The organism is Streptomyces flavalbus, from assembly GCF_042674625.1.
Classification (GTDB): domain Bacteria; phylum Actinomycetota; class Actinomycetes; order Streptomycetales; family Streptomycetaceae; genus Streptomyces; species Streptomyces flavalbus.
Genome location: NZ_JBHTEB010000001.1, coordinates 4,222,058 through 4,234,873, shown reverse-complemented (window position 1 = coordinate 4,234,873; position 12,816 = coordinate 4,222,058). Strand labels below are relative to the sequence as shown.

The window sequence follows — 12,816 nt, the reverse complement described above, 5'->3', positions numbered from 1 at the left end:
GGTGGGAGGCCGGGTGGCCGTTCAGGGCCATGCTCCGGAGAGGGTGCGGGTGACGACCGCGCCCAGGACCCGCACCCCGTGCGTGGAGCCGGGGTCGACGCCGGTCAGTTCGCGTACCCGGCGCAGGCGGTAGTCCAGGGTGCGGGGGTGCACGTTGAGGGCCGTGGCCGTGGCGCCGCGGTTCATGTCGTGGCCGTAGTACGCGTCGAGGGTGACGAGCAGGTCGGGGCCGGGTGCGAGGCGCCGGGCGACGGTACGCAGCCAGTGGTCGACGGACGGCACGTCGGTGACCGCCAGTTCGACGAAGACGTCCGCCAGGGTGTACGGCCGCAGCCGTGCCGACGCCCGCCGCAACGGGGCCGCCGCGCTGATCCGCCGGGCCCGGTCGAGCGCGTCGGCCAGCCCGCCGAGCGGGGCGGTGGCGGTGCCCGCGGCGCAGGGGCGGCCGAGGCCGTGCGCAAAGTCCTGGAGGAGGTCGCGGGCGGGGGGTGGCGGTACGGCGTCGGGGGCGGAGACGGAGGCGAGGCCGACGTCAGCGGGTTGTCGTACCGGTCCCTCGGTGGCGTACGGGACCAGCGCCACCAGCTCGCCCCCGCCACCGCCTTCGCCGCCCGCACCCCCCGCACACCACATCACCGGCACCTGATGGGCCTTCACCAGCGCCTCCACCTCCCCCTCCCACTCCCGCTCGTCACCGGGACGCCCCGGCACCCGGACCACCGTCACCGCGTACCGTTCGGCCACCTCCATGTCCACCAGCCGGGCCAGCTCCCCCGCCGCCGGGTCGCCGGAGAGCAGGGCGCGGGTGAGCAGGGCCACCTGGGCGACGTACGGCATACGGCGGTTCAGGGCTGTCAGGAAGCCGCGGCGGTAGGCGCCGATGCCGCGTTCGCCCTGGGCGGTGAACCAGGCCATGATCCGCATGAGTTCGTCGATGCCGCCGCCGGGCTGGGCCTCCGCCGCCTCGTTCAGCTCGCGCAGCATCAGCGCCGTGTGCACCCGCAGGATGCGGCGCGGGGAGGCGGGGGACATCCCGGCGCCCGACCGGGACGCGCCCATCGCGGTGATGTGGTCGAGGTCGTCGTCGGTGAGCTGGGCGTTGTCGGGGGCGAGTTCGAGGGTGCGGTGTCTGAGCCAGCGCGCGTGTTCGAGCGTCTCGGCCCGGGCCCGGGAGTTCACGTCGAGGAACGCGAACTCCGGGATCTCCCGCACGTAGGTGTCGACCTCCCGGCGCGCGTTGGCCGCCGCCTGCCGGGCCAGTTCGGCGAACAGGCTACTCATGGGCGCGAGCATGTCATCAGCTTCCGGAGGGTGCACAGATGAAAACCGGACGGCTGGTTATCACTCAGGGTGAAGTGGTGGAAGGTGTGCGGGTGGTGCGTTTGTCATCATGCGCAAACTTCCCGGACCAGGGCGTTCCGCTCGGCTGATTCGCTTGTAGGCCCCCTGCCGCCTGGGCTTAATGGGTACCGCACGCCGCCCCACGCGCCACCCACAAGCCATACGTTCATTCGCTCTGGCAAATCAACGGGAGGGAAAGCGACGATGAAACTCGGGACGACGAAGCTCGGGACGAGGAAGCTCGGGACGAGGAAGAGAGCCGCGGCGTCGGTCGCCGTCATGTCCGCGGTGGCCGCGCTCCTGGTGAGCGCCCCCGGCGCCAGCTCCGCCGCGCCCGCGGCCCCCACCGCCGTACCCAGCCTGCGGGCGTTCGGGATCACCGGCGACGGCACCCTGATGGCCACCTTCACCACCGACCGGCCGAACCAGCTCGACTGGGTCCGGGAGGTCGTCGGGCTGGTCGGCGACACCAGGCTGGTCGGCATCGACGCCCGGCCGCAGAACAGCCTGCTGTACGGACTCGGTGAGAAGGGCGGCGTCTACACCGTCAGGATTCCCGCCACGCCCACCGACGACGTGGTCGTCACCAAGGTGTCCCAACTCCAGGTCGCCCTCTACGGCACGACCTTCGACATCGACTTCAACCCGGCGGCCGACCGGCTGCGCGTGATCAGCGACCGCGGCCAGAACCTGCGGCACAACGTCAACGACCACACCACGGTCACTGACGGCACCCTCAACAGCCCGCCCGCGACGACCGCGGCGCTGGGCGTCACCGCCGCCGGGTACACCAACAACGACCTGGTCGGCTCCACCGCGACGACCCTGTTCGACATCGACACCTACAACGACCAGGTCGTCATCCAGTCGCCGCCGAACGCGGGCAACCTGGTCGCCACCGGACTGCTCGGCTTCGACGCCGGTCTCGACGCGGGCCTGGACGTCTTCGCCACGGTGACCAACGGCAAGACGACCGCCAACGCCGCCTTCGCCAGCCTCACGCCGTACGGCGCCACCAACCCGTCCCTCTACAGCCTCAACGTCCTCACGGGCGAGCCGACCCTGATCGGCAGGTTCCCCCTGAACATCACGGACCTGGCCATCACCATCAGCGGTAGCTGACCCGGCAGGGAGGAGTCCCGGGCCCGGCACCCACCCGTGCCGGGCCCGGTGGCTTTCAGCGGAGGGCGAGGAGGCCGCCCGCCGGGGTGGTGGTCAGGAGGACGGTGGCGGTGGTCACCGCCGCGGCCAGCGCGACCGCGAGTACGGCGGCGGACCGGCGTCGGCCGCGCAGCCGCTCCGCGTCCAGGTTCCGCCGCCCGCGCGAGAGTTGGGCCCACGCGCGGGCCGTCTCGCGCCGCAGCCGCCGGTGCTCGACGGCCGCCCCGGCCCACAGCGCGGCCGACGCCACCGCCCCCGCCCCGGCCGCCGTCGCCGGGAGCCGCCAGTCGGGCGCCAGCAGCAGGAGTACGGCGACCAGGGCGGCGGTGCCCCAGCCGGTGACGCACGCCGTCGCCGAGGTGCGGCGGGCCCGCGGGCGGTCGGCACCCGCGCGCAGGTCGGCCACGGCGGGGACGTACCAGACGGAACCGGCGAGGGTGAGGACCGCGGTGCCGAGGGCGAGGACGGGGTGGGACACGTCAGCGCACCGCCTTCGCCACCGGCGCCGGTGCCGTGAGCGCCTCGCCCGTCTCCAGGGCGGCGATCTCCGGGTGGTGGGCGTCGAACGCCGGGGACTCGGAGCGGATGCGGGGCAGGGTGGTGAAGTTGTGGCGCGGGGGCGGGCAGGAGGTCGCCCACTCCAGGGAGCGGCCGTAGCCCCAGGGATCGTCGGTGTCGACCTTCTCGCCGTACTTGGCCGTCTTCCAGACGTTGTAGAAGAACGGCAGGACCGACAGGCCGAGGAGGAAGGAGCCGATGCTGGAGAGGGTGTTGAGGGCGGTGAAGCCGTCGGCGGCGAGGTAGTCGGCGTAGCGGCGCGGCATCCCCTCGGTGCCCAGCCAGTGCTGGACGAGGAAGGTGAGGTGGAAGCCGACGGTCAGCGTCCAGAAGGTCATCTTGCCGAGGCGCTCGTCGAGCATCTTGCCGGTGAACTTGGGCCACCAGAAGTGGAAGCCCGCGAACATGGCGTACACGACCGTGCCGAAGACCGTGTAGTGGAAGTGCGCCACGACGAAGTACGAGTCGGAGAGGTGGAAGTCCAGCGGGGGCGAGGCGAGGATGACGCCGGTGAGGCCGCCGAAGAGGAAGGTGATCAGGAAGCCCGTCGTCCACAGCATCGGCGTCTCGAAGGACAGGCTGCCCTTCCACATCGTGCCGAGCCAGTTGAAGAACTTCACGCCCGTCGGGACCGCGATCAGGAACGTCATGAAGGAGAAGAAGGGGAGCAGCACCCCGCCCGTGGTGTACATGTGGTGCGCCCACACCGTCACCGACAGGCCCGCGATCGCGATCGTCGCGGCGATCAGGCCCGAGTAGCCGAACATCGGCTTGCGGGAGAAGACCGGGATCACCTCGGAGACGATGCCGAAGAACGGCAGCGCGAGGATGTAGACCTCGGGATGGCCGAAGAACCAGAACAGGTGCTGCCACAGCAGCGCGCCGCCGTTGGACGGGTCGAAGATGTGGCTGCCGAACTTGCGGTCGCACTCCAGCGCGAACAGCGCCGCCGCGAGCACCGGGAAGACGATCAGGACGAGCAGCGAGGTCAGCAGCACGTTCCAGGTGAAGATCGACATCCGGAACATGGTCATGCCGGGGGCGCGCATACAGACGATCGTGGTGATGAAGTTGACCGCGCCCAGGATCGACCCGAACCCGGACAGCGCGACGCCCATGATCCACAGGTCGGCGCCGATGCCCGGTGAGTACACCGAGTTGGACAGCGGCGCGTACAGGAACCAGCCGAAGTCGGCGGCGCCGCCGGGTGTCAGGAAGCCGAACGCCGCGATCGACGAACCGAACAGGAACAGCCAGTAGGCGAGCATGTTCAGCCGCGGGAACGCCACGTCCGGGGCGCCGATCTGCAACGGCATGATCCAGTTGGCGAACCCGGTGAACAGCGGCATGGCGAACATGAGCAGCATGATCGATCCGTGCATGGTGAAACTTTGGTTGAACTGCTCGTTCGACATGACCTGGAGACCCGGACGGGCCAGCTCGGCGCGCATCAGCAGCGCCAGCGCGCCGCCCACGACGAAGAACACCAGCGCGGTGACGAGGTACATCGACCCGATCTTCTTGTGGTCGGTGGTCGTCAGCCAGTCCACCCACGACGCCCGCGGCGCCGGAACCGCCTGCGCGGTCCCCACCTGCTGTATGTGCCCCTCGTCCACCGCTACCCGTTCCCATCCGCCGATCTCCTGCGTGCCGCGCACATGATCGTCGCTGGGGTACGGGGCCCGACCAGGGCCGAACAGCCCTGTTCGAGTCCCGAACGGGAGGGACCAACGGCCCTCCCGTCCAAGGGGAGCCCGTTACACGGCTATGCCTGAGCCTGGGGAGATGTATGCCATGGCAATCCAGTAGGGCAAACAGGTTCCGGCAACACCGAAAAACAGGGGAGCGCAGAATTTGAGCACTTCGATATGGGCCTTTCAAGGTGCGATGAAACTCGTATTGCAGCGCCGAGGCGCGGACGGGCACGCTCCACCCATGAGGGTCAACGCCGGGCCGTCGGTGATCTCACACTAGCGCAGAGTGATGGCCGTTCAGCAACGCCACTGAAGGATCTTCACATCACAACTTCGTTACCGACGCTGGGCAAGTACCCCTCGCATCTCAGCGAGCGATCGGGCGGCCCGAGCCTCCTCAACTGGCGCTCCCAAGCGCTTGCTCACCGCGAGGCTTTCCTCCATGTGAGCCACGGCCTGGAGCATACGGCCCGTGGCGCGCTCCGTGAGGGCCAAGTCGTACAACACGTCGGCTTCTTCGCTCGCGGCATGGATGCGGCGGATCACCGAGAGGGCACTCACATGCCAGGGCAGAGCCTCCTCGGCTCGACCCGCCGTGCGGTGCGCCCTGCCGGTGCCGTTGAGGGCGATAGCCTCGGCCCTGCGGTCTCCCACCTCCCGCAAGACGGGAAGCACCTGTTCATAAATGGAGAGGGCCTCTTCGGTATTTCCTCGGGCATCCAGGACGCTGGCCAGATTCATATGCAGGGTGGCCTTCTCTCGCCTATACCCCATTCCCTCCGCCACACTTATAGCCTCTCGGTAAGCGTGCTCCGCGGTCTCCGTGTCCCCCATTCTCTCCGAGAGGCTGGCAATGTTATTCAAGGCACTGTAGCGCCCTCGCCCGTCACCTAGTTCCGTGAAGTCCGCGAGCGCCATACTGAAGCATTCCAGCGCCTCCTGGTTCTCCCCCAGGTGCAGGTGGGCTATTCCCAGCATGTTTCGACTGCGCGCGGCCTGACGCTTGTCATCAATTTGCGTAAGTAAATTCAATGAGTGTTGCTGGAGCGTCCGGACCTGCTTGAACTGGCCGGTCTGCCAGAGGGTGATCGACAGTTGGTGGATGCACTCGCTCTCCAGCCGCAGGTCACCCACGGTGCGTGCGAGTTCCAGCGCCTCGTTGGCTACCGAGATGCCCTCGGCGTAGCGGGCGCTGTGGTTGTAGACGGAGCTGAGGTCGAGCAGGGCGCGGACCTGGGCCGCGCTGTCGCCCGCCGTCTGCCAGTGGGCGACCGCCCGCCGCAGCAGGGGCTCGGCGGTGACGAGGTGTCCCTCCATCTCCAGGAAACCCACCAACACGTGGACGCCACAGGCGAGTTGGCGAGAAGTGCCGTGTTCCGCGAGCCAGTCCAGCGTGTTCAGGAGATTGGCGCGCTCGGTGATCAGCCACTGTTCGGCCGCGTGCGCGTCGGCCAGTTCCGGACCTGTCAGTTCCGGACTTTCCACGCCGATATCGATACGGGAGCGGACAGGATAAGCCAGTCTGTCCGCCCGGTCCGCGGCCTGGACATAGTGGTCCATGAGGCGGCGTACCGCTTGGCGGGAATCCTCCGCGGAATCGGAGTCACCGGTTTCCACCAACGAGCGGGCGTAGCCGCGCAGAAGGTCATGCATGGTGAATCGGTAAGGTGATTTTTCGATCACAAGATGATGTGTCTGGAGTTCCTCCAGGACCCGCTCAGCCGCGTCACCGGTCAGACCGGTGAGCGCTGCCACCGCACACGCGTCGAACTCGATGCCCGTGTGCAGTCCGATGCGCCGGAACACCAGTTGCTGTTCCGGCGTCAGCGCCCGGTACGACAGTGAGAAGACGTGCGTCATCGCACGTTCGCCGTCGTGCAGTTGGGCCAGCCGGGCCCTGCGCAACTGGCGCAGCAGGTCGGCCGTCGTCCAGGAGGGGCGGGCGAGCAGGCGGCTCGCGGCGATCTCGATGGCGAGCGGCAGATAGCCGCAGATCCGGACGATGTCCGCCACGTCCGCCTCGTCGACACCGCCCCGCGCACCCAGCCGTCGGGTGAAGAGCGCCACCGCGTCGTGCGGCGGCAGCACGTTGAGGGAGAGCGGCCGTACGCCGGGCAGACCAGGGAGCCGTCGGCGGCTGGTGACGATGACGGCGGTCGGGGAGGCGCCCGGAAGCAGCGGAGCGACCTGCTCGGAGGAGATGGCGTCGTCGAGGATCACCAGCATCCGGCGGTCGCGGGCCGCCGTACGCCAGAGCGCGATCAGTTCGTCGGTCTTGTGGGGGAGTTCCTGGGACTCCGTGCCGAGCAGCCGCAGCAGTTCGGTCAGGGCGCGGTCCGGGGACGTGGCCGTCCGGTCGGGGGAGCCGCCGCCGAGGGAGACGAAGAGACGCCCATCGGGGAACCTTTCCCGCAATCGGTGCGCAACGTGCGTGACCAGGCTGGTCTTGCCCACCCCAGGCATTCCGTCGATCGCCTCGACCGTGACCACCACCGCCGACGCCCCCTGTCCCTCGCAGAGTGCCGACGTCAGCTGTCGCACCTCGTCGCGGCGGCCGATCCAGGGGATGTCCCGGGGCAGGTTGTCCGGGGGCTGGCGCGTCGGGCGGGCCGGATGCACACCCTCGCCGCCTTCCTGCCGGAAGAGGGCCCCCGCCGGGGTGCCGGAGAGGATGCCCTGGTGGACGCGGTGCAGTCCGCGGCCCGCGTCGAGGCCGATGTCGCGGACGACGCGCTGCCGGGTCCGCTGGAGCAGCCGGGTCGCCTCGGCCGTACGGTTGCTGCCGTACAGCGCGACGGCCAGCCGCTCGGCGAGCGCCTCGTCGAGGGGATGGTCCGCCGCCAGCGGCAGCAGGACGGGCACCGCGTCGGTGAACCTTCCCTCGCCGAGGAGGATCTCGGCACGCGTCATCGCGGCGGCGAGCCTGGTCTCACCGACGGTGGCACGCAGGTGCTCGGCCCAGGAGCCGTTGATCCCGGCCAGCGGCTCGCCGTGCCAGCACCGGTCCGCCCGGTCCAGCAGCCGCAGGGCCGCCTCCCCGTCGCCGCTGGCCCGCAGGGACCGGGCCTGTTCCACGCAGCTCGTGTAGCAGCGCAGGTCCACCCGGTCCGGGTCGACGTACATGACGTAGGAGTTGGTGCGGCTGGCGATCCGGGGCGCGTCCTCCCCGGCGATGCGCAGGGCGGCGCGGATGCGGGAGACGTGGGTGTGCAGGGCCTCGCGCGGCTTGCCGGGCGGGTGGTCGTCCCATATGCGGTGAATGAGGGTGTCCACACTGACGGTTCGGCCCGCGTCCCAGGCGAGGGACGCCAGGGTGATTCTGGTCTTTGTGGAGCCGAGGTCGCTGCGTTCGTCGGCAGCCCGTACTTCGACCGCTCCTGAGAGCCGTATCTCGAACTCCACCAGCGTCCTCCCGCCGGTAGGGCCTGCTGTCCCCGGGAACGGGAGCGTGTCATGAACCCCGCACGATGGACCAGATGGCTACTCCATGAGTCTCAAATTGACCGATAAACAATTAATTCAGTTCGCATCGGGTCGAGAACGGGGAGTGACCTTCCAGGCGGCGAGAGGAGTTACGCACGTGGGAGCGTTTCCTTACGGCGAGCTGGAGGTGTTGTTGTCGGCCATGGTCGCCCGCGGTGCGTATCAGGAGTCGTCCGCCTGGGAGGAGTTGGGCGGGGTGGTGGGCGTCGCGGCCCGTGTGGACGCGGCGGTGGGGCGGCTGTGGCCGCTCGATCCGGACGCCGGGCCGCCCCGGGAGCGGGGGCAGGAGCTGGCGCGGGCGCTCACCGCCATCGCCGCCCGCGACGCGGCCACCGCGAGCGCGCTGACGGAGTGGTTACGGCGGCACGCGCCGCCCGCCTCCTCCGGGACGACGACGGCGAGCACCGCGAACGCCATCGGCGGGGCCGCCGTGCTCCACGGGCCCACTGTCCAGGCCGGGAACATCCACGGTGGTGTGCACTTCCACCCGCCGTCCGCGCCGCCCCCGCCCCCGCCCCGGCCTCCCGTGCCCCGGCAACTGCCCCCGGTGACCGCCCGGTTCCTCGACCGTGAGGCCGACCGGGAGGCGCTGGACGCGGTGCGGGCCCGGCATCCCGCGCACGTGCCCCAGGTCCTGGTCGTGAGCGGGCTCGCGGGCGCCGGGAAGACCACCTTCGCCTGCCACTGGCTGCGCGAGCACGCGGACGGCTTCCCCGACGGGCAGCTCTACGCCGACCTGTCCTGGCAGGCCGCGCACGGCGAGGACGGGCCCACCTCCCCCGCCACCGTCCTGGAGGCGTTCCTGATCGCGCTGGGCGCACCCTCGGTACCGGCCGGGATCGCCCAGCGCGCCGCGCTCTGGCGCTCGATGACCGCGGAGCTACGGCTCGCCGTCCTGCTGGACAGCGCCGTCACCGCCGCCCAGGTACGCCCGCTGCTGCCCGCCTCACCGACCGGGCTCACCCTCGTGACCAGCAGGAACAACCTCACCGGGCTCCGGGTCGACGGCGCCTACCTGCACCGGCTCGAAGGGCTGCCGACCGAGTCCGCCGTCGAGTTGCTGGCCCTCGGCGGCGGGGCGCGCGTGGCGCGGGAGCCCGACGCCGCGCACGAGGTGGTCCGGCTGTGCGGCCGACTCCCGCTGGCCGTCGGCCTGGCCTCCGCACAGCTCGCCGTACGCCCGCACCGGTCCATGTCCGCCCTGGCCGAGAGCCTGTCCCGGGGGCAGGGGGCGGTCGGGCAGTTGCACGTCGACGGGGAGGCCGTGATGCGTACCGCGCTGGACATGTCGTACGACGTGCTGCCGGAGGAGAGCGCCAGGCTGTACCGGCGGATGGGCCTGCTGCCGACCGACCGCTACGACCTCATGATGCTGGCCGCGATCACGACGGCCGACGAGGCGGAGGCGGCCGACGAGGCGGAGGCGCCCCACGCGGACGTGGTCGACACCGCCGTCCACGCCCTCGTCGAGGCCAACCTGCTGGAGGAGACGGGACCGGGCACCTACCGCTTCCATGACCTCGTACAGCCGCACGCCCGGCGGCTCGGGGCGGAGCGGGAGGACGGCGAGCGGCGGGAGCGCACACTGCGGCGGTTCGTCGACTGGTGCCTGTCCACCGCCGCCTCGGCGGAGCGGATTCTCACCCCGAGCCATCCCCTGCCCGGCCATGACCTCCCCGCCGACATCACCGCGCCCACTCCCCTCACCACCCCGGAGGAGGCCCTGACCTGGCTGGACACCTACCGCAACGCGCTGATGGGCGCGGTACGGCTCTGCGCCAGCGCGGGCTGGGACACCTCCTGCTGGCGTCTGACCGATCTCGCCTGGCCGCTGTTCCAGCGGTTCCACGTCTCGGCGTTCGCGATCGAGTCGCACCGCCTCGGGCTCGACGCCGCCCGCCGGAGCGGTTCACGGGCGGGTGAGGGCCGGATGCTCACCTCCGGCGCGATCAGCCTGCGCGCGGCCGGGCGGTACGAGGAGGCGGCCGACTGGTACCGGCAGGCGTGGGAGATGGCGACGGGCGACGGGGACGCCCGGCAGCAGGCGCAGGCCGTGAACGGGCTCGGCCACCTCAGCCTCCTCACCGGCCGACTCGACGACGCCCGCGCCCAGTTCGAGGAGGCGCTGCGGCTGCGCGAGGCGATCGGCTACCGCCGCGGGGCCGCCCTCAGTCGGCTGCGCCTCGGCGAGACCGCCCTGGCCACGGGCGACCTCACCACCGCCGCCGCTCAGCTCCGCCGGGCGGGCGACGAGCTGGCGGCGATGGGGGAGACGTACGAGGCCACCCGGGCCCTGGCGCTCCTCGGCCATGTCCTTGACCGTGCCGGGGACCGGGCGGACGGCGTACGGCGGTTGCGGGAGGCGTTGGCGCGCTTCCGGTCGGGCGGCACCAAGGCGGCGTTATGGGAGGCGCGTTGCCTGGAATGGCTCGGCATGGCCGCCGAGTCGGACGGCGACCAGGAGGCGTCCGTCCGCCACTACACGGCCGCCCGCGACCTCTTCCGCCGCCTGAGCCCGACGGACGCCGACCGCCTGGACGACCGGCTGCGGCAGCCGTGAACACCGGCCACCGCAACCCACCGCCCGGACGACCAGCCGCGGCAGCCACGGCAGCCAGCCACCGCAGCCAACCGCGCCCCCATCACAGATCACGCCGGGAGCGCCTCCGTCACCCCCCAGAGCGCACCCGGCGCGCCCCCGGCCGCCGCCCACGCGTGGGCCACCGAGGCGACCACCCGGGGTGGGACCGGCTCGGCCTTCTCCACCCACGCCCACCGCACTCCCAGTACGGCGTTCCGCACCCCCACGACACACCCCGTGGCGGCACCCGGCACCACGGCGACGAGGCACCCCGGATGGCCGTCGAGCAGGTCCCGCACCCGGCGACAGGCCGCCGGGAGCGGAAGCGGCGCCCGGCTCACGAGCACGTCGGCCTGTTCCCGGAGGCTGGCCACCGGGAAGGCACCCTCCGGCGTGCCCCGGGCGTCCGCGTCGGCCCAGAGGTGCGCGTCGCACGGCAGCCAGCCGGGCGGGTGCGCGCACGGGTCGCCCGGCGACGGCAGCGGCAGCGGCAGCGGCAGCGGCAGCGGCACGTCGGTACGGACGACCGCCGGGCCCGAACCAGCCCGCCAGCCGACCCGGACCCGCTGACCCCCGCCGTCGGCCACCGCACCCGGCACCGCGAAGCACACCGTGCACCACCCGGCCCCGGCCGCCCCCAGGTCCGCCACGAGCGCGGACCTGGACGTCGGCCGCCCCCGGCCGCTCGTCGCACCGCCCCCGGAGCCGCTCATCGCACCGCCCCCCGGTCCACCGACGACGCCTCCCACCAGGACAGCGGCGGCGGCGACGGAGGCGGCCCCACGAACGGCGGACGAGCGGGTTCGCCCAGGTCGAGGAGGCGGTAGACGACCGAGCGGATACGGCGGTGGAACTGGCCCGGCACCGACGACAGCGAGGCCGTCACCTCGTCGTACTGCCCCGGCTGGCGCGAGCGCGCCGCGTACTCCAGTTGCTCGGCCAGCGGGTACCCCGGCGAGACCACGGGCGCGACCGCCGCCAGCAGCGCCGCCGGGGACGAGGCCGACACCTCGCGCCGGAGATCGGCCGTCAGCAGCAGCGTCGCGTCCGTGAGCGTTCCGTACGCGGTCAGTGACCCGTGGTCACCGATGATCCAGTCCGCCGCGATCAGCACCGCCTGCCAGTCGGCCTCCGGCAGCACCACCGCGACGCCCCCCGCTTGGAAGTCGGCGAGCCAGCCGCGCACCTGCCAGGTGCCGTGGCCCGCGAAGACGTTGGGGTGGACGAGCAGCGCGATCCGGTAGCGGTCGCCCGGCAACTGGCTCAGCAACTGCGGCAGCAGCGAGTCGAGCCGCTCGAACGTCGAGCCCGGACCCCAGGTGGAGGCGACGGCCACGAGCCGCTCCCCCGGTTCGAGGCCCAGGGCCTGGCGGTAGTGCTCGCGCCGCGGCCTGCCCACCGTGATCCGGTCGACGCACGGGTCCCCGACGACGTGCGCCACCTCCAGCGCCTCGGGACAGCTCCGGGCCAGTTCCGCCACGTCCCGTTCGTGGGCGTAGCCGACCGCGGCCGGGAACAGGCGGCCGTCGTGCAGCAGGTGCTGGCGGCTCAGCATCCCCGGCACCCGGGGCTCCCCCGGCGCCAGCAGGGTGACGTCGGTGAGCGGTTTGATGTGCCCGGCGCCGTGCGAGACGCGGACGACCGGCGCGCGCAGTTCGTGCACGCCCCGGAAGCTCGCGGCCAGCGCCAGGTCGAACTCGCCCCGCAGGGCCTCGTCCCACGGCACGGTGGTGATGCCGAGGCCCTGGAGGAACTGCTCGGCGCCGCCGCCGAAGGCGTGCGGTGCCACGGTGAAGACCAGTTGGACGCGCCGGTCGGCCTCCAGCAGTTCGAAGACCTCCCGCAGGCGCTGGGCGAACGTGACCGTGTGCACGACCACCAACACCCTCTTGCAGTCCCGTACGGTCAGCCAGTGCCCCTGCTCGATCAGCGCTGGCCTCGTGGTTCTGACGGACATGCGATCCCCCATCGCTCGTCGCTGCGTTCAGCAGTCGGATG

Annotated in this window: 8 protein-coding genes; 2 read left to right on the top strand and 6 right to left on the bottom strand. The window is 71.5% G+C overall.

The genetic code is table 11. From position 1 onward, the window contains the following. Positions 1-21: 21 nt before the first annotated feature. On the bottom strand, positions 22-1,281 hold the full coding sequence (locus ACFQZ6_RS19005; RefSeq protein ID WP_381610717.1) for a PucR family transcriptional regulator: 1,260 nt from the start codon (positions 1,279-1,281) through the stop codon (positions 22-24). A 339-nt stretch (positions 1,282-1,620) separates the two neighbouring features. Here ACFQZ6_RS19005 and ACFQZ6_RS19000 point away from each other — a divergent pair, with 339 nt between their 5' ends. Beyond that, positions 1,621-2,463 (top strand): DUF4394 domain-containing protein, encoded by an 843-nt coding sequence (locus ACFQZ6_RS19000; RefSeq protein ID WP_381618445.1) that lies wholly within the window; start codon positions 1,621-1,623, stop codon positions 2,461-2,463. 55 nt (positions 2,464-2,518) lie between these two features. Here ACFQZ6_RS19000 and ACFQZ6_RS18995 read toward each other — a convergent pair whose 3' ends face one another. From ACFQZ6_RS18995 to ACFQZ6_RS18985, 3 genes are all read right to left on the bottom strand, one after another. After that, positions 2,519-2,980 (bottom strand): hypothetical protein, encoded by a 462-nt coding sequence (locus tag ACFQZ6_RS18995; protein ID WP_381610714.1) that lies wholly within the window; start codon positions 2,978-2,980, stop codon positions 2,519-2,521. A 1-nt stretch (position 2,981) separates the two neighbouring features. Beyond that, a complete protein-coding gene (gene ctaD / locus ACFQZ6_RS18990; protein WP_381618442.1) occupies positions 2,982-4,676 on the bottom strand; it encodes an aa3-type cytochrome oxidase subunit I in 1,695 nt (564 codons plus the stop codon). A gap of 414 nt (positions 4,677-5,090) precedes the next feature. Continuing rightward, entirely contained in the window at positions 5,091-8,156 is a 3,066-nt protein-coding gene (locus tag ACFQZ6_RS18985; RefSeq protein ID WP_381610711.1) for an AfsR/SARP family transcriptional regulator, read from the bottom strand. 178 nt (positions 8,157-8,334) lie between these two features. Here ACFQZ6_RS18985 and ACFQZ6_RS18980 point away from each other — a divergent pair, with 178 nt between their 5' ends. Then, entirely contained in the window at positions 8,335-10,797 is a 2,463-nt protein-coding gene (locus ACFQZ6_RS18980; protein WP_381610708.1) for a hypothetical protein, read from the top strand. An 89-nt stretch (positions 10,798-10,886) separates the two neighbouring features. Here the strand turns inward: ACFQZ6_RS18980 and ACFQZ6_RS18975 are convergent, their stop codons facing one another. Together ACFQZ6_RS18975 and ACFQZ6_RS18970 are read right to left on the bottom strand one after the other, a co-directional pair. Next, the gene (locus ACFQZ6_RS18975; RefSeq protein WP_381610705.1) at positions 10,887-11,531 is read right to left on the bottom strand and encodes a hypothetical protein; all 645 of its coding nucleotides are present in this window, start codon (positions 11,529-11,531) and stop codon (positions 10,887-10,889) included. Continuing rightward, complete coding sequence (locus tag ACFQZ6_RS18970; protein ID WP_381610702.1) at positions 11,528-12,775, bottom strand: hypothetical protein; 1,248 nt, start codon at positions 12,773-12,775, stop codon at positions 11,528-11,530. The genes ACFQZ6_RS18975 and ACFQZ6_RS18970 overlap by 4 nt, the downstream gene beginning before the upstream one ends. Between the last annotated feature and the right edge of the window lie 41 nt (positions 12,776-12,816).